The following is a 21,349-nucleotide window of genomic DNA, read 5'->3' as shown; positions in this document are numbered from 1 at the left end:
ATGACCTCGCTTTATTGGCCTTACTGGCTGGCCCATTACTACAGCGTGCTGGAGGTCGCGACCATTGTGGTCGCGGCCATCATCCTGGTGTCGAGCCTGGACGACCTGCTCATCGACCTGTGGTACTGGGCGCGCCGGCTGTACCGAAAATTCACGGCCGAGCGGCGTTACCGGCCGCTGACCGCCGAGCAGTTGATCGCCCGGGACGAGCAGCCGATGGCGATCATGGTGCCGGCGTGGCTGGAGTACGATGTCATCGCGCCGATGATCGAGAACATGGTGTCGACGCTCGATTACCAGAATTACGTGGTGTTCGTCGGCACCTACATCAACGATCAGCGCACCATCGATGAAGTCGAGCGCATGCGTCGCCGTTACAAACAGCTGCATCGGGTGGAAGTCCCGCACGCGGGTCCGACCTGCAAGGCGGACTGTCTGAACTGGGTGATCCAGACGATTTTCCTGTACGAACAGACTCACGCGGTGACCTTCGCCGGCGTGGTGCTGCACGACAGCGAAGACGTCCTGCATCCGCTGGAAATGCGCCTGTTCAACTACCTGCTGCCACGCAAGGACATGATTCAGTTGCCCGTGGTGTCGCTGGAGCGCAACTGGTACGAATGGGTCGCCGGCACTTACATGGATGAGTTCGCCGAATGGCACGGCAAGGATCTGGTGGTGCGTGAAAGCATGACCGACAGCGTGCCGTCCGCAGGCGTCGGCACCTGTTTTTCGCGGCGCGCGTTGCAGGTCCTGGCCGACGAGAATGCCAATCAGCCGTTCAACACCGACAGCCTGACCGAGGACTACGACGTCGGCGCACGGCTGGCGCGTCATGGCATGAGCGCGATCTTCGTGCGGTTCCCGGTGCAGTACCGGATTCTGCGCAAATCGTGGTTCAGAAAGCCCTACGAGTCGACCCTGGAAATGCCGCTGTGCGTGCGTGAGTTCTTCCCCGACACGTTCCGCACCGCGTTCCGCCAGAAGGCGCGCTGGACACTGGGAATCGGTCTGCAAGGCTGGGAACAGATGGGCTGGAGCGGATCGCTTGCCAACCGTTATCTGCTGTTCCGCGACCGCAAAGGTCTCATCACCTCGTTCGTCAGCATCATCGCTTACGTGATCCTGGTTCAGTTACTGGCCCTGATCGTGCTGCGCGCCAGCGGGTTGTGGAACACCACCTTTCCGACGCCGTTCGAGAACAACGGCCTGGTGACAGTCCTGCTCGCGGCCAACGGCGTGGCGGTGCTCTGGCGCATGGCCCATCGTTGTTATTTCACCACCATCATTTATGGCTGGCAGCATGGCTTGCTGTCGATGCCGCGCATGGTCGTGGGCAACTTCGTCAACTTCATGGCCGCCGCCCGTGCCTGGCGCCTGTTTCTGGTGGGCAAACTGCTCAACCGCAAGCTGGTCTGGGACAAGACCATGCACGATTTCCCGTCCACCGATCTGGTGGCCCGGGCGCCGCGCAAACTGGGCAGCGTGTTGCTGTCGTGGCAGGCGATCAACGACGAGAAGCTGCAAAGCGCGCTGGACGAGCAGCAGACCCGGCAAATGCCACTGGGCCGGATTCTGCTCAGCCACGGCTGGCTCGACGACGAAACCCTGGCCGAAGCCATCGCCTTCCAGAACGATCTGCCCCGGATCTTCGACGTGGCCGCCAAAGTCCAGCCGGACTCATTGCTGGCCGATGAATATTGCCTGCGCTGGCGCGTGGTGCCCTTGGCGCTGGACATTCAGGGCCGCCCTGAAATCGCGGTGGCCAGCCCGTTGTCGCAAGAGGCGCTCGAGCAGATCACCGAACAGATGGGCGCCGAGCCTGTGCAGATGATCGCCCGGGAAAGCGAAATCGTGGCGCAACTGCGCCGACTGGAAGTGGTGGCTGGCCAGCCGTTGCCGGCGGCAACGCCGTTGCTGGGCGACCTGCTCATCGAGCAGGGTTTGCTGGACCGCCAGACCTTCAACCGCGCGATGTTGCAATACCGACCGCACGTGCATGGCCGTATCGGCGACTACCTGGTGGACAGCGGTGTGCTCGCGCGGGAAACCATCGAGCGGGCCGTGGCGCATCAACACAGCCACTCGCCCTCGGGCGACCGAACGGAGCAACCGTCATGAAGCTCCTCGCACCTTTGCATCGCACGCTGGGGTTGAATCTGGGCTTGAGCCTGGGCCTGCTGCCGATGCTCTGTCACGGGCAGGGCCAGGCCGAAATCCTGCCGTTGCCGCTGAGCGGTCCGGCGTATGCGATCGCCAACGAGGCGTACGGCGCCTATAACCGCAAGGACTACGACCTGGCCATCGCCAAGGCCCGCGAGGCCCTGCGCCAGCGGGACGACGCCGGTCAGTTGCGCAAGCTTATCGCTCTGGCCGAACGCGACAAGGACCGCCGCGATCATCCTGAGCGCTACCCCGATGCGCGGCCAAAACCGGGTTACCTGGACGGCAATCGGGCACTGCGCGCCTACGCCGAGGGGGACTACGAACGCTCCGCGCAATTCGCCCGCAAGGCGATCAGCCAGGCGCCAAAAAACGCCGATTACCGGATGATGCTGATCGAAGCGTTGCAGCGACAGCAGCGTCTGGAGGAAGCAGAAGTGGCGACCCATGATGCCGTTCAGGCACTGGGCCCGCAGCCTGCGTTGAGCCGTCGTCTGCAGTCGATCCATGAGCAGATGGCGGTGGTCAAGGCCGCCCAGGGCTACGAAGCGTTGGCCCGCGGTGACAACGACACCGCCGTCAGTTATGCCCGCGATGTGGTCCAGCGCTATCCGCAGGAAATCGCCTATCGCCGCCTGCTCGTCAGTGCACTGATCGCACAGCAACAGTACGCCGAGGCCCGCTCGGCCGCGACCGAGGCGCTGGCGTTGAAAGGCAACGACGCGACCTTGCTCGCCCAGCGCGGCCAGATGCGTTTGCGCCTGGGCGACAAACCCGGTGCGCAACAGGATTTCGCCCAGGCCCTGGCCGTCGGCAATCTGCCGCTGCGCGAACAGGCTTCGCTGTACGCCGCCATGGGACAGCCGCGTCAGGCGCTGGAGCGCATGCAGCAGGCGCGAGACGCGGGCGAACTGCAGCCCGGCGATGAAGTGCAAATGGCGTATTTCCTCAGTCAGTCGGGCGATGATCATGCTGCGCTGGCAGTGTTCAAGCGCCTGGACCGGCAGAACGGGCTCAAGCCCAAGGAAGTCCAGGATGCAGCCTACACGGCCATGCGCGCGTCCGAAGACGCGCAAGCCATCGCCTACTTCGACCGGGTCCTCGATTACCAGAAAGCCGGCGATCTGAAGATGCCCGATCAGCAGGTGTTCGACACGCGCCGCGCGGTGTCCGACCTGTCCCGCGAATGGGGCGTGACTAACACCACCACTTACCGGGGCGCGAGCACCAGCAATGGTCTGAGCGGTACGCCGAGTCGCAGCAACGACAGCGTGCAGAACAGCACCGAGGTGTTCTGGCGTCCGGCCGGTTACCGCGATGCGCGTTTCGTCGAGCTCTATGGACGCGTCACCGACACCCTGTGGAACAAGGAAAGCGGCAACGACAAGGGCATGGATGCCTTGCAGGGTGCAGTGGGCGTGCGCATCAAGCCGTTCTCCGAATACAACGTCATGGCGGCGTTCGAGCGCACCTTTCCGTTGGCGGGCTCCAAGGTCGACGGCGACTGGCTGGTGCGCCTGGGCTATGGTTCCAGCATCGGCACCGACTTGCGAGTGGACGTGCCCAGCTGGTGGACGTCACAGCTGTACGCGGAGGGCGGCCGTTACCTGAATGACAAACGCAACTACTTCAACAGTGAATGGCAACTGGGGCGCAGCTTTCGTCTGGATCGTGTCAGCCCCAGGTTGGTGGTGTTTCCCCACGTAGTCGCCGCGGTCGATTACGACTCGAAGATGCGCAGTGAGGTCGATGCGCTCGGGCGCACCAAAACCTCATCGGACAATGCCGGCGGTGCAGGCGTCGGGGTCGGTGTGCGGTACTGGTTCCGCGAGACCGCGCACAAGGCGCCGCAGTCGTACGTCGATTTTTCCGTGCAGTACCGGGAGAAGGTGTTCGGCGATGACAGCGCAGAGGGCGTCTTCGCTCGATTGACGTACTCGTGGTGAGCAGGGTGCTGAACGACAGGGCAGGGAGGACAGGGATGTCACGCATCGTGAAAACTTCACTGACGGCGTTGCTGGTGGGCGTACTGGGTGTCGCGGTCGACACCTTGTACGAGCTTGGCCGGATCACGCGGCCGAACATTGCCGGCATCGTCTGGCAGCCGGACAACGCCACCGTCGGCATCACCGGCAACTGGCACACTCTGGGTGCCCATGAGTTGCTGGTGCAATGGACGGCGGTGGACGGCCAGGCGTTCGTCCCGAATGCCGGCCTGCCTCAGGTCCCGGTGCTGCCGGACTGGGCGCGGATCAGCCGCGAGCCCTGGGCGCAGGATGTGATCGTCGGGCTGGCGGGCTACTTCAGCGAGAACCGCTCGCGGGACAATATCGAGGAGCTGGCCGCCTTGTCCGAGCGCCTGGCCAAGGTGAAAACACCGCTCAACGTCACAGGCTGGTATTTCCCCGCTGAGGTCGATCCGAGCTGGAGCCGTGCCCGAGAGCTGCCCGCGCTGCTGGCCCGTTTGCCTCGACCTTTGTGGATCAGCGTTTACGATGGCGCCAACATCGGCCCGCAGGCCACCGCCGACTGGTTGAAAACCTGGCTGCCGGACGACATTGGCGTGTTCTTTCAGGACGGCGTCGGCGTCTATGCCCGTACCGCGCCGGTGGCGCGCACCTATGCCGACGCGCTGCGCCAGGCGCTGGGTCCCAACCGCGTGAAAATCATCGTCGAGGCGTTTCGTCCGCAAGTCGGCGGCGGTTTTCGCTCGGCCACCGTGGATGAGTTGAAACCCCAACTGGCGGCCTATCCCGGCTACCCGTTGTACCTGTTCGACGGCCCGCATTATGTGACCTCGGAGCTGGTCAACGCACTGTCGAAATGACGGCTGCCCTCTGATCAGTCATGGACCGCCCATCTCGCCTCATTTGTGTGCGCGTGAACGCACGTGGTTCTTTCAAAATCTTCATCGAGCCCCGGTAAAACGCGGCTCATGGGCCGTGGCTCGGGTTTTGCTTTCAGTGAATCCAAACTTGGATACAAGATGGAATTCACCATGCAAGAGACTGTCAGTTTCCCATCCGCTAGCCTTCAATCCGCAACCGGCCCCTGTGGCTGGACCATCACCGAGTGGCTCGCGGCGTATCGTCAGGGTGTGACGTCGCCGCAAAGCCTGCTGACGCTGCGCGATCAGTTCGCCGAAAACGATCCGGCCTGGATTGCGATGGCTACGGCCGCGCAGATCGAAGCCCAACTCCAGGACCTGAGCAAGCGGCTCGAAGCGGCCAACGGCGACATCGATAAGCTGCCGCTCTACGGCGTGCCGTTCGCGATCAAGGACAACATCGATGCCGGTGGCTGGATGACCACGGCGGCCTGCCCTGAATTTGCGTATCCGGCCGATGACGACGCCACGGTGGTCCAGCGCCTGCGCGCGGCAGGCGCGATTCTGATGGGCAAGACCAACCTGGATCAGTTCGCCACCGGTCTGGTGGGCACACGCTCGCCCTACGGCGCGGTACCGAACAGCTTCGATCCGGACTACGTCAGCGGCGGATCGAGCTCCGGCTCGGCCTCGGTGGTGGCGCGCGGGCTGGTCGCGTTTTCGCTGGGCACCGACACCGCAGGATCGGGCCGCGTGCCTGCCGGTTTCAATAACATCGTCGGGCTCAAGCCGACCAAAGGGCGTTTGTCCAACAGCGGTCTGGTTCCTGCCTGTCGCACGGTGGACTGTATTTCGGTGTTCGCCCTGACCGTGGACGATGCCCAATGCGTCGCCGAGGTCGCGGAAGGTTTTGATGCCCGCGACGCCTATTCGCGACGCAACCCGCACACGGCGCCGCTCGGCTTCGGTCAGACGGTCAAGCTTGCGATCCCGGACACGCTGGAGTTTTTTGGCGATGAGCAGAGCCAGGCCGCGTACGAGCAAGCGCTGCTCAAACTGAGCGCCATGGGTGCGCAGATCACGCCCATCGACTTCGCGCCGTTCAAGGCCCTGGCCGAGCAGTTGTATTACGGGCCGTGGGTGGCCGAGCGCACGGTTGCACTGACCGCGATGCTGAAATCGCAACCCGACGCGATCAATCCGGTGGTGCGCGGCATCGTCGAAAGCGGGCTTGGCTACAGCGCCTGCGATGCCTACAACGCCGAGTACCTGCGCGCCACCTTGAGCCGACAGATCAATGATGCGCTGGCAGGCTTTGACGCGCTGGTCGTGCCGACCTCGGCGACCATTCACACGCTGGCGGAAATGGACATCGAGCCGGTGCTGTACAACTCGCATTTCGGTTACTACACCAACTTCACCAACCTGGCCGATCTGTCGGCGCTCGCGCTGCCCGCCGGGTTTCGCGGCGACGGGTTGCCGGCAGGCATCACGCTGATCGCCCCGGCCTGGCATGACACGGCGCTGGCCAGTTTCGGCAAGCGCTGGCAGGCCAGCCTGGGCTTGCCCATGGGCGCAACCGGTCGGGCATTGCCTGCGCCAGTGCAGCCAGCGCAACCGCGTGGCAGCGTGCGCGTTGCGGTGGTCGGGGCGCACCTGACGGGCATGCCGTTGAATTTCCAGCTGACCAGCCGCGATGCCGTATTCGTCGAGCAGACCCTGACCGATACCGATTACCGGCTCTACGCGTTGCCTGGCACTGTGCCGCCGAAACCCGGCCTGGTGAAATCCGAGGGTGGCAGCTCGATCATCGTCGAATTGTGGGACGTGCCGCTGGCCCGCTTCGGCGAGTTCGTGGCCGAGATTCCGGCGCCTTTGAGCATCGGCAACCTCGCGCTGCTGGACGGCCGCAGTGTCAAAGGCTTCATCTGTGAACCGTGGGCGATCGCTGGCGCGCAGGACATCACCGGCTTCGGTGGCTGGCGCGCCTACATCGCCAGCCTGAAAAAGGCCTGATAGGACGAGCAGCCCGAGGTAGCATTGTGTTGCCGGCGGCCACCCCGGCACGCCGGTACGCAAGGCTTCCCGGCCGGGCTGCCCGGCCCGACGACTTTGTCCACTCCATCGCCTGGACCGAACATGCAGATTGCCCATTCGCAAAAGCCCAAGGAACGCCCGGACAACATGGCCGAGCGCATTTATCAGCAGCTCAAGGAAGACATCTTCGAGTTCCGTCTGCTGCCGGGCGACCGCTTCAGCGAAGGCGAAGTCGCCGAGCGGGTGCAGGCCAGTCGTACGCCAGTGCGTCAGGCGCTTTACCGCCTGGAGCGCGACGGCTATCTGGAGGTGTACTTCCGCAGCGGCTGGCAGGTGAGGGCGTTCGATTTCAACTATTTCGAAGAGCTGTATGACGTGCGCATCGTGCTGGAAAGTGCGGCACTGGCGCGCCTGGCGCAGATGGAGATTGACGGCAATCAGACCCTCGACGCACTTCGGCAAACCTGGCTGGTGCCGCCCGCCGAGCAGGTGCAGGACACCCAGCAGGTGTCGGCGCTGGACGAGCGTTTTCATTGTGCGCTGGTGGAGGCTGCAGGGAATGTCGAGATGGCTCGCATGCACGCCGAGATCACTGAGAAAATCCGGATCATCCGGCGGCTGGATTTCACGCAGAAGCCCCGCATCGAGGCTACCTACGCCGAGCACGCGCAGATTCTCCACGCCATTCTCCAGCGGCGTACGGAACAGGCGCAGCAGTTGCTGAAAAGCCACATCGAGATCAGCAAGAAGGAGGTGCGCAAAATCACCCTGCACATGCTTCACGTCGCCCGCCAACGCAGCGCGATCAGGACCGTGGCGCCCGACGTGTGAAACGTCGGGCGACACACTGCGCAGGTCAGCCCGGGTTCCGGCGCTCGGCAACTTCCGCCAGCACAGCGAGGTCCATTTCACCTTGCCCGTGGTCCACGGCGTCCTGCAGGTTGGCGCGCACCCTCTCGGCATTTGGCATCGACACCGACGCATCGCTGGCAGCGGCCAGCACCAGGTCGATGTCCTTGAGGCCCAGCACCGCCTTGAAGGCTGCCGGCTCGTAGGAGCGCTTGCCGATCAGCGCGCCGTAGCCTGAATAAATGGGTCCGGGCAGGATGGTCGACGACAACAGGTCGATCAGATCGGCGGACGCCAGGCCGTGACCCTTGACCATCACGGCCGCCTCGCTCATGGCGTCGATGGCCGAGATCAGCATGTAATTGGCCGCCAGTTTCATCACGTTGGCGCTGGAGGCTTTTTCGCCGAGACGAAAGGTCTTGCGCCCGATCTGGTCCAGCAGCGGCTGAACCCGGTCGAGGGCGGCTGTCGGCCCCGCGGCGAGAATGTTCAGTTGCGCGGCGGCCGCCACATTGGGTCGGCCCAGTACCGGGGCGGCGATGTAATCAATGCCTCGCGCCCGATGCAGCGCATCCAGCTCGTCGGCGAACGCCACCGCGACGGTCGCCAGGTTGACGTGAATCAACGGGCCATTGAGTCGTTCGAGCAACCCGGAATCCAGCAGCACCGAGCGCAGCGCCTTGTCGTCGGCGAGCATGCTGAACACCACATCGGCGGCGAATGCCTGACCGGGCTCGGACACTGCAATCGCGCCTTGTTCGACCAAGGGCTGGGCAGCATCCGGCGAGCGGTTCCAGACCCGCAGTTCATGACCGCCTTTCAACAGATTGCCGGCAATGGCCTGACCCATGTTGCCAAGTCCCAAGAAGCCGATTTTCATCAGAGGTTTGCTCCTGTGAAGTAAACGGAAATGCCGATGCGATGTTTCGGTCAGCGCATCGGCCACGTCGTGTGATGAGCGCCGGAGTGGCACTTGCCCATTCGGCGATCAGTGAAGTATGCCCAAAGTGAAATGCAAGGGCAGTCGTCAACCCGACAATCCGGAGGATCAGGCAAGCATTCGGGACTCTCGGGCGTGCCGCGGTCAGCGCTCAGCTCTCCTTGCCCTGTCGCGACTCGGCCTGGATCACCAGTGCGATGCCGGCGCCAGAGACCGCCATGCCCAAGGCCATCAGCCAGGACAGCGGTTCATCGAACATGGCCCATGCCCAGAGCAGCGTGACGGGCGGGCTCAGGTACAGCACGCTGGCGACCCGTGTTGCGGTCGCGCGGCGCAGGCACATCCAGTACAGGCCATAGCCGCCGAGCGTCGACAGGGCCACCGTCCACAGCACGCTTAAGGCAAAGCCTGCGCTGGCGATCGGCGCGAGACTGCCTTGAACGCCCTGCAGGGCGGCGAACGCAAAACTGGACACGCAGCATTGCAGCCAGAGATTCGGCAGCAGGCCCAGCGCCTTTGGCGTCGGCGCGTGCTTTTGCCACAGCGTGGCGACGGCCAGCGACAGCATGCCCAGCAGCGGCAGGGCGTAGGCCCATGACGGCGCGTTGCCCCAGGCCAGCGCGCCGTGGGTGACGAGCATCACGCCCACCAGTCCGGTCACCAGCCCGGCCCACACGCGCCACGTCAGACGTTGCTGCAAGACCACGGCAGCGAGCAGCGCCATGCCCATCGGCAGCAGGTCGGCAAACAGCGCGGCAAGGCCGGCCGGCACGCCCAACGCAATGCCTTGTGTGACGCCCATCAGGTAACCGGCCATCGCCAACAGGCCGATGCCGGCATTTTTCAGCAGCACGGCCAACGGTGTCTGCCGCAGCGGTTTGATGACGAAGGGAAAGAGCACAACCGTGACCACCACGCAGCGCCAGAACACCACCAGCGATGCCGGAGCGTAATCGATCGAGAACCGTGCGCCGATGAATCCGGAGCTCCAGGTCAGGATCAGGGCGAGTTCGAGCAACGGCAACGGGATCGCCTGTCTCCGGTGGGGACGGCTCAGGGGCGTGCAGGTCAATGGCGTTTGCGAGTTCATAGGACTAACCTACGGAACCGGCGTGCTCCAATAAATCAAAATAAACGGTATCAGTTGTTCAGGATGGTTAAATCATGACGGCGATTCTCGACATCGACCTGGTGCGCACCTTTCATGCGGTGGCACGCATCGGCAAATTCAGCGCGGCGGCTGAACAACTGCACAAGAGTCCGGCGGCGGTGAGCGTGCACATCCAACGCCTGGAGTCGATTGCCGGCGGGCGTCTGCTCAATCGCGACAATCAATCGGTTTCGCTGACCACGCTGGGCAAGCGCTTGCTGGTGAGCACGACTGAATTGCTCAGCACCCACGACCGCGTGCTGGCCGATCTGCACGGCACACGTCTGGTCGGGCGGATCAGCCTGGGCGTGCCGGACGAATACGCGACGCACGTGATCCACGACATCCTGCCGACCTTCGTGGCTGCATGGCCGAACATCGTGCTGGAGCTGAAAACCGCGCCCAGCTTCGCGCTGCGCGACCTGGTGCAGCGCGGTCGGCTGCAGGCGGCGGTCATCGCTCAGCCCAAGGAGCAATTGACCGCGCACGATCACTGGCTTGTCACGTCACAGCCGGTGTGGGTCGGTTCGGCGCAGCACGCCGACGACCTGCCTGACCCGATCCCGCTGGCCGTGCACGCGGTGCAATGCCCTTACCGTCAGGCCATGACCCAGACCCTCAAGCTCGGCGGACGGCGCTCGCGCATCGTGCTGGAAAGCCCTTCCAATCAGGCGGTGAAAGCCTGTGTCGAGGCCGGTCTGGCGATCAGCCTGGTCGACCGCGCCCGTGTCACGCCGCGCATGCGCATCCTGCACGGGCTGCCTGTCATTGCCGAGCACGATGTGGTGTTCATTCGCTCGACCGCGTCCCGGGGCGACGAGGCGGTCGACCTGCTGTCACAGGCCGTCAGGCAGTTTTTTCGCTTGTAGCGGTTCGCGCGGGTGAGCGGTCAGGCCACGCTGTCCTGGCTGCCGAAGGTGCGCACACAGGTCCAGACCGCGACGGCCACCGGCAGCGCCAGGCACCACAGGCCCACGCCCAGATAAAGCAGCGCGGCACCGATGCAGCCGACCGTGAAGCCAAGCAGATTGAGGCCCACCGGTTTGAGGCGCTGTCTGATCGCGGCGCGCTGCTCCGGGTCGAGCAGGCCGATCAGCGCAAACACATCGATGGCGCCTTGAGTGACGTTGCCGGTCATCAGCGTGGTCGGCGGCGCGCCTTTGAGGTGCTGGCGTGAAATCGCGTTCTGGATCGCCATCGCTGCGACACCGGTCATGCCTGTCAACAAGGCCGCAGCGCTGTCGCCATCACTGAACGGCCCGAGCCACACGGCAAACACGCCGAACAGGGCCAGCAGCAACGTGTGAAGGATCAGCAGCGGTCGCAACGGCGTGAGGCCGCGTCGGTTGATCGAGACCGCGGCGATGTGCGATAGCCCCACCACCAGCGCAAACACCGGCAGCGCCAGCAGTTTGGCCAATGCGCCGGAAGTGCCGTGGACGATACTGACGCCGAGGGTGACAAAGTTGCCGGTCACGTGGGCAGTGAACAGACCCTGCAGGGCAAGAAAGCCGATGGTGTCGACGAACCCGCCATTGAAGCTGAGCGCGGGCGCCATGGAGCGGTGAATCGTTGGCATGGGAGATTCCTTGTGAGCGCCGCCGGACCGAATCGGGCGGGCGGCGTTTGACGGTGTCAGTGGTTCCGCAGAACAGATCAGGTGCCGGGGGCTGCGTCGTCTTCCAGCGGGCCTTCGGGCTGGCGGACATAAATCGCCAGCAACAGTGCACCCAGGCTCAACGCCGCCAGTGCCACGGAGCCGACGTCGATCGCCAGGTCCAGGCCCCACGCGGTGGCCGCGCGTCCCAGCAGCATCGCGACGACGCCTTGCATCAGGTACGCCACCAGAAACAGCGCGGACAAGGTGCCGGCGCGGTGATGCATCGGCGCGCGGGCATTGATCATGTTCAGGCCGCCCATGAACAGCAGGCTGTAACCGGCACCGCTCGCCGCGCTGGACAGCAGGAACACCGACAGCGCGTGGGTGGCGGTGGCCAGCATCAGCAGCGCAAGACTGGCGATCGCAAAGCTCGCACCGGCGATGATCGAGAGCCTGGAACCGAAGCGTTTGGCGACGATACCGGTGATCCCCAGCACGATGGCGAACAGTGAAATCGCGCCGCCGTTGACCAGCGCATTACTCGAGCCGATCAGGTCATGGGCAATCTGCGAGCCGAGCGACAGCATCGTGGCGCCCACCGAATAGGCGCTGAGCACGGCGCTGACCGACACCAGAAACGTGCGACGCAGCGGCTTGTGAATCTGCGGCAGCTTCAACGACCAGCGTTTTTTACTTTCTGCTGCGGTGTGGCGCGGCAGGTTCCAGACGCCGTACAGCGTGGCGATCAACACGATGACCAGCACCCAGAAGCTCAACCGGGTCGGGAAGGGTGCATATTGAATCAGCCCGCCGCTGAGGATCAGCGCGGCGGCCAGGCCGAACGCCTGTGCGGCGGTGGTGATGGCGCCCGCCAGCCTGGCTTTGCCGGGTGCGCTGAATTCCACCACGGCGGCGGCAGAGGGACCGGCAGACAGGCCAACGCCGATGCCCATGAAGGCACGGCCGACCAGCAACCAGATGACGCTTGGCGCGATGGCGAACAGCAACACGCCGATCAGCGAAGCGCTCAATCCCAGCAGCATCGCAGCGCGTCGACCGATGTAGTCGGAGAGATCGCCCAGCGCCACCAGCGTCGCGACGACGAACACCGGGAAGACCGCGAAAATCAGCGTGGTCACCGTGGGTGTCAGTTGCCATTGGTGGGCGTAAAGCGGATACATCATGGCGGGCGCGGCGCTGGTCCACAGCGTGTGGACCACCACGGCAGCGGCCACCCAGAAGTTGCATTGGCGACTCCATGTGCGTGGGGAATTGCTCATTTGACGCGCCTCGCTTTATCGAATCGGGATGTTAAGAGCGGACAAGGTTGCAGCCTTGAACGGATGTGCGTTTGTTGCGCTGGATCGTGTTGCACTGCGTCAGGACTGCGGCTGTGGCGTGAAGACCGGCCATACGAGGCGGGCCAGGCAATCGATGATTGACTGACCCGCTGCGTTTACTGGCAAGCCGGGGCTGTGTCAGTTCAGGTGAGCTTTCAGTTCGCCTGCGGCCTGACGCATGGCGGCCTTGACTTCGGGGATGTTGCTCAGCGGGTTGAGCAGGCCGTAATCGTGAACCATGCCGTTGTAGCGCACCGCCGTCACATCGACACCGGCGGCGTCCAGCTTGCGGGCGTAGGCTTCGCCTTCATCGCGCAACACGTCCAGAGCTGCGGTCTGCACCAGCGCCGGTGGCAGGCCTTTGAGCTGGTCGGTTGTGGCACGCAGCGGCGATGCATGGATCTCGGCGCGCTGGCGGGCATCGGTGGTATAGCTGTCCCAGAACCAGGTCATCATGTTCTTGGTGAGAAAGTGGCCTTCGGCGTATTGCTGGTACGAACCGGTGTCGAAGCTGGCGTCGGTCACCGGCCACAAGAGCAACTGGAAGCGCAGTTTCGGCGCGTTCTGTTCCTTGGCCATCAAGGCGACCACTGCAGCCATGTTGCCACCGACGCTGTTACCTGCCACAGCGAGACGCGAGCCATCGACGTTAATCTCCTTGCCGTGTTCGGCGACCCATTTCGTGGCGGCGTACGCCTGGTTGATCGCGGTCGGGTAATGCGCTTCCGGCGACGGCGTGTAATCGACGTACACCGCGACGGCCCCAGAGCCCACCACCAGATCGTGGATCAGGCGAGCGTGGGTCGGGTAATCGCCCAACACCCAGCCGCCGCCGTGGAAAAACATGAACACCGGCAACTCACCCTTAACCTTGGCCGGACGCACGATGGTCAGCTTGATGTTCTGGTTGTCGGCCTTGATGGTTTTCTCGCTCACCTCGGTGCCGGAGAGGTCCACTTTTACCGAGTTCTGCGCGCCAGTCAGTACGGCGCGGGCATCCTTGGGCGTCATTTGTTCAAGAGGCCGTCCGCCACCTGCCGCCAGCGCGTTGAGGAACGCCTGGGTCTGATGTTCAGGCACGTCGTTCTCAGCGGCGAATGCACTGCCGATGGACAGGGCGAGGAGGGTGGCGGTCAGGGCTTTTTTGATGTTGTTCATGTGGGCTCTCTCGAAATTCGTCAGTTGGTCTTCAGCGGAGGGCGCCGTCTGCCGGCGCCCGTCTCAAAATGTTCAGCCCGCTCGCGCCGTTTCGCGCTTGTTGGCTGGCTTGGACGTAACTGTACGGATTAGAAGGGAGGGCAACAATTAGGGTAAATCGGGACTCATTGTTTCTTATTTGGGGACGCTGCGGGTTGACCGCTGGCACTGCGCCGATTGCACGGGCGCGTTTGCCTTGAGGGGTGACGTTTGATTCATACGTGCGGCGGATGCAAGGATCTTTCGTGAGCAAGCTCACTCCCACCTGTTTCGCGGGGTGACACAGTCTGGCGAAACACCACAAAACCTGTGGGAGCGTGGCTTGTCCCGCGATCGGCGACGCAGTCGTCGTAAACCCGGGCTACGTGCTCTGCCTGATACACCGCGTCATCCGATTCTGCTGCCGCTGCGCGCCAGATCGCGGGCAAGCCACGCTCCTACAAGGGATTTGTGGGGTTGCCAGAATTTGTGTCGAACGGCAAAACCTGTGGGAGCGTGGCTTGTCCCGCGATCGGCGACGCAGTCGTCGTAAACCGGGGTCATGCGGTCTGCCTGATGCACCGCGTCATCCGATTCTGCTGCCGCTGCGCGCCAGATCGCGGGCAAGCCACGCCCCTACAAGGGATTTGTGGGGTTGCCAGAATTTGTGTCGAACGCAAAACCTGTGGGAGCGTGGCTTGTCCCGCGATCGGCGACGCAGTCGTCGTAAACCGGGGTCATGCGGTCTGCCTGATGTACCGCGTCATCCGATGTTGCTGCCGCTTCGCGCCAGATCGCGGGCAAGCGCGCTCCTACAAGGGATTTGTGGCGTTGCCAGAATTGTGTCGAACGCAAAACCTGTGGGAGCGTGGCTTGTCCCGCGATCGGCGACGCAGTCGTCGTACACCCGGGCTAGGCGATCTGCCTGAAGTACCGCGCCATCCGATTCTGCTGCCGCTGCGCGCCAGATCGCGGGCAAGCCACGCTCCTACAGGGGATGTGTGGCGTTGCCAGAATTTGTGTCGGACGCAGAATTTGTGGGAGTGAGCTTGCTCGCGATCGGCGACGCAGTCGTCGTAAACCCGGGCTAGGCGATCTGCCTGATGTACCGCGTCATTTGATTCTGCTGCCGCTGCGCGCCAGATCGCGGGCAAGCCACGCTCCTACAGGGGATGTGTGGCGTTGCCAGAATTGTGTCGACCGGCAAATCCTGTGGGAGCGAGGCTTGTCCCGCGATCGGCGACGCAGTCGTCGTAAGCCCGGGCTAGGCGATCTGCCTGAAGTACCGTGTCATCCGATGTTGCTGCCGCTGCGCGCCAGATCGCGGGCAAGCCACGCTCCTACAAGGGATTGGTGGCGTTGCCAATATTTGTGTCGAACGGCAAAACCTGTGGGAGCGTGGCTTGTCCCGCGATCGGCGACGCAGTCGTCGTAAGCCCGGGCTATGCGATCTGCCTGATGTACTGCGTCATCCGATTCTGCTGCCGCTTCGCGCCAGATCGCGGGCAAGCCACGCTCCTACAGGGATTTATGGCGTTGCCAGGTTTTGTTTCGAGCGCAGAACTTGTGGGAGCGAGCTTGCTCGCGATCGGCGACTCAGTCGTCGTAAACCTAGGTCATGCGATCTGCCTGAAGTACCGCGTCATCCGATTCTGCTGCCGCTGTGCGCCAGATCGCGGGCAAGCCACGCTCCTACAAGGATTTATGGCGTTGCCAGAATTTGTGTCGAACGGCAAAACCTGTGGGAGCGTGGCTTGTCCCGCGATCGGCGACGCAGTCGTCGTAAACCCGGGCTATGCGGTCTGCCCGATGCACCGCGTCATCCGTTCTGCTGCCGCTGCGCGCCAGATCGCGGGCAAGCCACGCTCCTACAAGGTAATGCGGCGCCGACGGGTGTCGAGCCAGGCCAAAGACCTGTAGGAGTGAGCTTGCTCGCGATGGCTGATTTCCTGTCACCCTGTCATGTTCATGGTCGACGGCATCGCAATGGCGGCAAAAGAATCAGCTACGCAGGTCCTTGTTCACGTCATCGCCGCAGGGTGTCTGGCGGGATTCGCCAGGGAAAAACTCACCTTCCACGCCCAACGCTTTCACGCGCGCTTCCAGCTTCTGTTTGACCTCGTCGATTTTCTCCTGCTTTTCCAGATCAACCCTCAACCACAACCGCGGCAGATTCTGGAAATACACCTCATCGATTTCCACGTCCGTGGTCAGTTCGCGGTCTGCACGCCACAGGCATTCGCGTTCTGTCTGCGGATCCTGAGGCCACTCTTCCTTCATAGTCAGCCAGACTTCGTGGTAGTCGTGCAGGTTGATGGTCTCGAGTTTGTCCACCGGAATGAAAGTATTCACATATCACCTGTCAGCCAAGTGGATCGGGCAGGGCCGTTGCGCCCCTGCCTGCCACGATCCGGTACCGTTGAGAAAAGCGCATGAAACTATGGCTGCAGCTCGGCTCACGAGTTCAACGTTTTTATCGCCTGAGTGGCGCGCTTGACGGCTGGACAAGCGCGGCGATGCTTACTGCGGCCTGACTTCACGGCTGAACGCGGCAACCGCTTGAACGAGCCCCAAGGCGGCAACGCGCACCAGTTCACCGCCTTTTTCCGGGGTCGCCAGTGCAGGGTCCGAACCCATGCGGCCATCGGCGAAGCGGGCGCGAAAATCGAGGGCTTCGCGAATAGGACCGGTCGGGGCGATCTGCGGCGAATAGTCCGCAGTTTTGATCGACTCAGGGTAGGCCCACTGAGTGACCGCGATTTCCGACGGCGTGGCGTGGGAGCCATGGCCCTCCGGAAACTGCTGCTGGGCCAGCTCGCCGACGCCTTCCAGATCCCACCAGTTGCACAGTTTCAACGCGAAACCGGCTGGGCGCCTGGCGAAACTCGCTTCGGCGTACAACTCCGAGAACGCTGCTTCGATCGAGGCGATATTGCCGCCATGGCCGTTGAGGAACAGGATCTTCTCGAAGCCGTGCCCGGCAAGCGAGCGAACCCAGTCACCGATGGCCGCGATGAAGGTCGAGGGGCGTAGGGAAATGGTCCCGGGAAAACCGAGATGATGTTGCGCCATGCCGATGTTGAAGGTAGGAGCGATCAGGATATCGGCGTTTTTCTGGGCTTCATGGGCAATGATCTGCGGGCACATCCAGTCGGTTCCTAATAAACCGGTCGGACCATGTTGTTCGTTGGAGCCGATCGGCACGACCACCGTGCGGCTGCGCTGGAGAAACTGGTCGATCTCGATCCATGTCGATGCATGTAAAAGCATTTCAGAGCCTCGCTGGGGCAGTCTTGATTGACGTGCGAACGCAGCGAAGCGTACTCGAATTGGCCACCGCGGCCAACGAAGCGCAGTCCGTCACGACGCGTGTGCGCTGGCCGACTGCGCTTGCCGCGGCGTCTCAGTGTGCAAAGTCAGGCGCCGTGCGCGTGAGTATCCGTTTGACGCTCTCCAGATGCAGTCTGGCGCTTTCGGCATCTTCCTCGCTCATCTGGCGCGCCGTTCGCAACAGAATCTCCGGTTCGATGGCCTTGAGCGCACGGCCGCTGCTCATGGCCTTGAGCTGCACTTCGGCGGCGCGCTCCAGGTAATACAGATCGTCCCAGGCCTGGGCAATGCTCGGCGCGGTGACCATGACTCCATGATTCTTGAGAAACACGATGTCCGCCTGACCCATCGACGCGGCGATGCGGTCGCCTTCGTGGTTGTCCAGCGCCAAGCCGTTGTAGTGCTCGTCCACCGCGACGCGGCCGTAGAACTTGAGCGCGGTCTGACCGGCCCACAGCAGCGGTTCACCTTCAAGCATCGCCAGCGCCGTGGCATGGGGCATGTGCGTGTGAAATGCCGCAACGGCCCGGGGTTTATGCAGATGCAGGCGAGCGTGGATATAAAAAGCGGTGGCTTCCGGTTTGCCATCGCCCATGACCACATTGCCGTCGAAGTCGCAGATCAGCAGGCTGGACGCGGTGATCTCCTCGAACGCCAGGCCATATGGATTGACCAGAAACAGATCCGGATGCCCCGGCACCAGAGCCGAGAAATGATTGCAGATGCCCTCACTCAGCCCCAGCCGCGCCGCCATGCGCAGGCTGGCGGCCAGATCGGTCCTCGCGGCCTCGATCATCACGGTGTTCAGGTTCGCTTGCTGCCGGTCGTTGCGTGCAGGCCGCAGATCACTGGCGCGTAAGTCGTGTGCCATCGTGTTCTCCCTATTCGTTCGCCCAACCTTTGCTGCGAATGTAATCCGCAACCTGGGACAGATCCGCCAGCGTGGCGTCAGGAGTGTAGTCGGGCAATGGCTTGCGGCGGGTTCCGCGGTCGATCCAGACACAGCGAAAACCCATGCCCTTGGCGGCTTCGAGATCGAGCTGAGGGCTGGCGCAAATGTGCAGCACGTCATCGAGGCCGACGCCGAGCGTCCGGTGAGCATGCTGGAACAGTCGATGATCCGGTTTGTAGGCCTGCGCTTGCTGGGCCGTGATGACTCGATCGATGTAACCGCCGAGCTGAGCGACGTTGCCGGCAATGATGTCGTCGTCCGTGTTCGACACGATGCACAGGCTGAAGCCCTGATCCTTCAACCACTTCAATGCGCCGAGCACTTCCGGGAACGGCGGCATGGCACCGATCCGCTGAATCAGACCTTCGGCATCCTCCGGCTCACACGGCATGCCTGATTCCTGCAGCGTCAATGCCATTGACCGGCGCGAGATATCGGCGAACGAACGATGCGGCGGCGTCTGCTCCAGCGCGTGCTCGTGGCGATCGTAAACAGCGATGAAGGCGTTGGCGTCGAGGCGGGCGTCCTTGCGCTCCAGCAACTGCCGAACGTAGTCGAGCAGCCCTTCATCCCATTGAATGAGAGTGCCGTAGCAGTCGAATGTGATCCAGCGCGGGCGGGCAGGAAGGGTGCTCATGGTCAGTTCCTCTTTATAGGGTGTGAACTGATTCTGCGAGCGATGGCGATCATCGTAAAATTAAATTACATTGCTTGAATAATTCGTTTCTTGAATGAGTGACTCATTCCCATGTTTGATCTCGAACTGCTGCACACCTTCGTCTGCGTGGTCGACGCTGGCGGCTTCACCAAGGCGGGGGAACGGGTCAATCGCACCCAGTCCACCGTCAGTCAGCAGATCCGCAAGCTGGAGGATCAGCTCGGTCGGCCACTGTTGCTGCGTCAGCGCGCGAGCAAGCACATTCAACTGACCGAGGATGGCGAGCGCTTGATCGGCTATGCCCGGCGGCTGGTTGCATTGGCCCTGGAAGCGCACAGTTCGCTCAGCCGTGACGACGAGACCGGCGTAGTCAAACTGGGTGTGCCGGAGGATTTCGATGTGCAGCGCCTGATGTCACTGTTGTCCGGGTTCGCGCGGGAACATCCGCACATCCGCCTGGACACGGTCAACGGGCTGAGCGTCGACCTTTATGCGCGGCTGGATAACAAGGACATCGATCTGGCACTGGTCAAGCGCGACCTCGCCGGCCGGCATGGGCAGCGGCAGGACACAGCGCTGGCGAGTTGGCCCGAGCAGGTGCATTGGGTGACGGGCCGAGACACGCAGGTGATCGACGATCCAGTCCCGCTCGTGGTGTATCCGCAAGGGTGCATTTACCGCAATCGCATCGTCCATGCGCTCGAGTCTTCCGGACGTCGCTGGCGCGTGGCGTTCGCCAGTCAGAGTCTGGTCGGTATTCAGGCGGCGGTGTCGGCCGGTCTGGGCATCAGCCTGTTGCCCACTTCGGCCATGCGCCAGGACCATCGATTACTGACACCGGATGAAGGCTTCGCCCAAGTGCCGGGCGGAGAACTGGCGTTGATTGCCGGCAGCCGGCTGCTGACGCAGGTGCAGCAGACACTGGTGGCGTACATGAAAGAGCGCATGACAATGGAGTTGGCCTGAGACGTTTCGGCGGGTAAACGCCGGGCGAAAAAAATCCGCGCAGGCCCTGAAAGGCACAGCGCGGATTGTCTACGACTCGATCAGTGCATGAACAGCGCGATCAGAATGATCACTGGAATCGGCACGCCGAGGAACCACAAGAGTAGTGAACGCATGATGTCTTCTCCTTGATCAGCGGATAGTTGAGGTGCTGGTGTAGGCACGGGTTTCTACGTAGGTCACAGCGTCACGGCGACGACCGCCCCAGATGGCAGCGAGGCTGGCGACGAAGGCGCCGATCAACAGTGCAACGAACGTCCACAGGGCGCTCATGGCGGCGACCTTGGCGGCGGCATCGGCGGCCTGTTGAGCTTTGACCTTGGCGTCCTGAACCGCTTGCTTGGCCTGGCCATACACCTGATCGACACGCGCCTGAGCGTCTGCCTGACTCAGGTTGGTACGCTGGGCGACCAGTTGAGCGAGGTAGTTGCGGTCTTCCGGCGCCAGTTGGCCATCGTTGGCCAGGGTCTTGGTGAAGATGCGCACGACAACCCCGCGAGCAGCGTCGTCGCTGACAGCGGCAGGGCGGTCATCACGGAACAGGGTGTCGACGAAGTAACCGTACTGGTCACTGCTGGTATTGCTCGCCGCGTTGCCTGCAGCCACGGCCGCCGTGCCGGCAACGCCTGCAACAGCGCTGGCGCCTGCCTTGACGCCGCTGCCAACGATGCCGCTTACCGAACTGACGATCAGCACGGCAGCCACCAGCGTGGCGACGGCCCAGGCGAGGAAGCCGTGGGCGGTGTCACGGAAATACACTTCGTCGCCGTGCATGTTCGACCACTTCACGCGCAGACGACCGGCCAGATAGCCGCCAAGTCCCGAAGCGATGATTTGCGTCAATGCCAGCCAGACCACCGTGGAGATCCCGATGGTCTTGGCACTGGCACCCTCGTTTGCCCATGGCGACATGGCTGAAAAACCCAGCCCCGAGCCCAGCAGAACGAGAATCAGCGAAAGTGCGGCGGCACCGGCGGCGCCAGCGAAGATGGCTCCCCAGGAGACTCCCGAGGCGTTGGTGGATTCTTCTACAGCGGCAGGATAAGTATCAGGGGTGACGTTCATTGTTGTGCTGCTCCGTGCGAATAATGTGTGCTTCGCGGTGAAACGTTGCAGTGCTTGTGCCAGTCTCGACCAGCGGAATAAATCCATATAAATCAATTAGTTGAAGCTAGCTTGGATTTGCGGATTCATGCATTTTGCATGAACTGCCCCGGCGTCGCAGGCGTTATGCCCGGTGGGAAAAAGTTCTGAGCTGTCAGGGGGTTGCGTGTGCTTTCTAGTGTTCAGACATCGTATCTGAAACATTTCGGCACTAAATC

18 protein-coding genes are annotated in these 21,349 nt (G+C 62.8%); 8 read left to right on the top strand and 10 right to left on the bottom strand.

Features of this window, described 5'->3' with window-relative positions; all coding sequences use genetic code 11:
* From AAGQ88_RS17840 to AAGQ88_RS17820, 5 genes are all read left to right on the top strand, one after another.
* Entirely contained in the window at positions 1-2,121 is a 2,121-nt protein-coding gene (locus AAGQ88_RS17840; RefSeq protein WP_342653125.1) for a glycosyl transferase family protein, read from the top strand.
* Positions 2,118-4,109 carry a tetratricopeptide repeat protein gene (locus tag AAGQ88_RS17835; protein ID WP_342653124.1) on the top strand — a complete coding sequence of 664 codons (1,992 nt, stop codon included), beginning with the start codon at positions 2,118-2,120 and terminating at the stop codon, positions 4,107-4,109. The genes AAGQ88_RS17840 and AAGQ88_RS17835 overlap by 4 nt, the downstream gene beginning before the upstream one ends.
* A gap of 35 nt (positions 4,110-4,144) precedes the next feature.
* On the top strand, positions 4,145-4,990 hold the full coding sequence (locus tag AAGQ88_RS17830; RefSeq protein WP_342653123.1) for a hypothetical protein: 846 nt from the start codon (positions 4,145-4,147) through the stop codon (positions 4,988-4,990).
* 171 nt (positions 4,991-5,161) lie between these two features.
* Positions 5,162-7,006, top strand: a complete 1,845-nt coding sequence (gene atzF / locus AAGQ88_RS17825) for an allophanate hydrolase (protein WP_342653122.1) — start codon at positions 5,162-5,164, stop codon at positions 7,004-7,006.
* A 123-nt stretch (positions 7,007-7,129) separates the two neighbouring features.
* Positions 7,130-7,858, top strand: a complete 729-nt coding sequence (locus AAGQ88_RS17820; protein WP_342653121.1) for a GntR family transcriptional regulator — start codon at positions 7,130-7,132, stop codon at positions 7,856-7,858.
* A 25-nt stretch (positions 7,859-7,883) separates the two neighbouring features.
* Here the strand turns inward: AAGQ88_RS17820 and AAGQ88_RS17815 are convergent, their stop codons facing one another.
* Both AAGQ88_RS17815 and AAGQ88_RS17810 read right to left on the bottom strand, forming a co-directional pair.
* Entirely contained in the window at positions 7,884-8,756 is an 873-nt protein-coding gene (locus tag AAGQ88_RS17815) for an NAD(P)-dependent oxidoreductase (RefSeq protein WP_342653120.1), read from the bottom strand.
* A gap of 211 nt (positions 8,757-8,967) precedes the next feature.
* On the bottom strand, positions 8,968-9,906 hold the full coding sequence (locus AAGQ88_RS17810) for a DMT family transporter (RefSeq protein WP_342653119.1): 939 nt from the start codon (positions 9,904-9,906) through the stop codon (positions 8,968-8,970).
* Between the two features lie 74 nt (positions 9,907-9,980).
* Here AAGQ88_RS17810 and AAGQ88_RS17805 point away from each other — a divergent pair, with 74 nt between their 5' ends.
* Positions 9,981-10,835 carry a LysR family transcriptional regulator gene (locus AAGQ88_RS17805; RefSeq protein ID WP_342653118.1) on the top strand — a complete coding sequence of 285 codons (855 nt, stop codon included), beginning with the start codon at positions 9,981-9,983 and terminating at the stop codon, positions 10,833-10,835.
* A gap of 20 nt (positions 10,836-10,855) precedes the next feature.
* Here the strand turns inward: AAGQ88_RS17805 and AAGQ88_RS17800 are convergent, their stop codons facing one another.
* The 3 genes from AAGQ88_RS17800 to AAGQ88_RS17790 all read right to left on the bottom strand — a co-directional run bounded on the left by AAGQ88_RS17800 (position 10,856) and on the right by AAGQ88_RS17790 (position 14,064).
* Complete coding sequence (locus AAGQ88_RS17800; RefSeq protein WP_342653117.1) at positions 10,856-11,545, bottom strand: YoaK family protein; 690 nt, start codon at positions 11,543-11,545, stop codon at positions 10,856-10,858.
* 77 nt (positions 11,546-11,622) lie between these two features.
* Positions 11,623-12,846 carry an MFS transporter gene (locus AAGQ88_RS17795; RefSeq protein ID WP_285425984.1) on the bottom strand — a complete coding sequence of 408 codons (1,224 nt, stop codon included), beginning with the start codon at positions 12,844-12,846 and terminating at the stop codon, positions 11,623-11,625.
* Between the two features lie 198 nt (positions 12,847-13,044).
* A complete protein-coding gene (locus AAGQ88_RS17790) occupies positions 13,045-14,064 on the bottom strand; it encodes an alpha/beta hydrolase (protein ID WP_342653116.1) in 1,020 nt (339 codons plus the stop codon).
* A 1,305-nt stretch (positions 14,065-15,369) separates the two neighbouring features.
* Between AAGQ88_RS17790 and AAGQ88_RS17785 the strand changes: the two genes are divergently transcribed.
* Positions 15,370-16,002 (top strand): hypothetical protein, encoded by a 633-nt coding sequence (locus tag AAGQ88_RS17785; protein ID WP_342653115.1) that lies wholly within the window; start codon positions 15,370-15,372, stop codon positions 16,000-16,002.
* A gap of 81 nt (positions 16,003-16,083) precedes the next feature.
* On the opposite strand, the gene AAGQ88_RS17780 is transcribed toward AAGQ88_RS17785, so the two are convergent.
* The 4 genes from AAGQ88_RS17780 to AAGQ88_RS17765 form a co-directional block, all read right to left on the bottom strand.
* Entirely contained in the window at positions 16,084-16,434 is a 351-nt protein-coding gene (locus AAGQ88_RS17780) for a hypothetical protein (protein WP_342653114.1), read from the bottom strand.
* Between the two features lie 168 nt (positions 16,435-16,602).
* Complete coding sequence (locus AAGQ88_RS17775) at positions 16,603-17,352, bottom strand: creatininase family protein (RefSeq protein WP_342653113.1); 750 nt, start codon at positions 17,350-17,352, stop codon at positions 16,603-16,605.
* A 133-nt stretch (positions 17,353-17,485) separates the two neighbouring features.
* Positions 17,486-18,283, bottom strand: coding sequence for an aldolase (locus AAGQ88_RS17770; protein WP_285425532.1), 798 nt, complete (start codon positions 18,281-18,283; stop codon positions 17,486-17,488).
* 10 nt (positions 18,284-18,293) lie between these two features.
* Positions 18,294-19,007 (bottom strand): haloacid dehalogenase type II, encoded by a 714-nt coding sequence (locus AAGQ88_RS17765; protein WP_342655833.1) that lies wholly within the window; start codon positions 19,005-19,007, stop codon positions 18,294-18,296.
* 105 nt (positions 19,008-19,112) lie between these two features.
* On the opposite strand from AAGQ88_RS17765, the gene AAGQ88_RS17760 reads away from it, so the two are divergent.
* A complete protein-coding gene (locus AAGQ88_RS17760; RefSeq protein WP_285425531.1) occupies positions 19,113-19,988 on the top strand; it encodes a LysR substrate-binding domain-containing protein in 876 nt (291 codons plus the stop codon).
* Positions 19,989-20,159: 171 nt separating this feature from the next.
* Here the strand turns inward: AAGQ88_RS17760 and AAGQ88_RS17755 are convergent, their stop codons facing one another.
* Positions 20,160-21,092: a hypothetical protein gene (locus AAGQ88_RS17755; protein WP_093459359.1), complete on the bottom strand. Its 933-nt coding sequence runs from the start codon at positions 21,090-21,092 to the stop codon at positions 20,160-20,162.
* Between the last annotated feature and the right edge of the window lie 257 nt (positions 21,093-21,349).

Source organism: Pseudomonas sp. F3-2 (assembly GCF_038804275.1).
GTDB lineage: Bacteria > Pseudomonadota > Gammaproteobacteria > Pseudomonadales > Pseudomonadaceae > Aquipseudomonas.
Note: the sequence above shows the minus strand (reverse complement) of the source record. Positions and strands in the feature narration are given on the sequence as shown.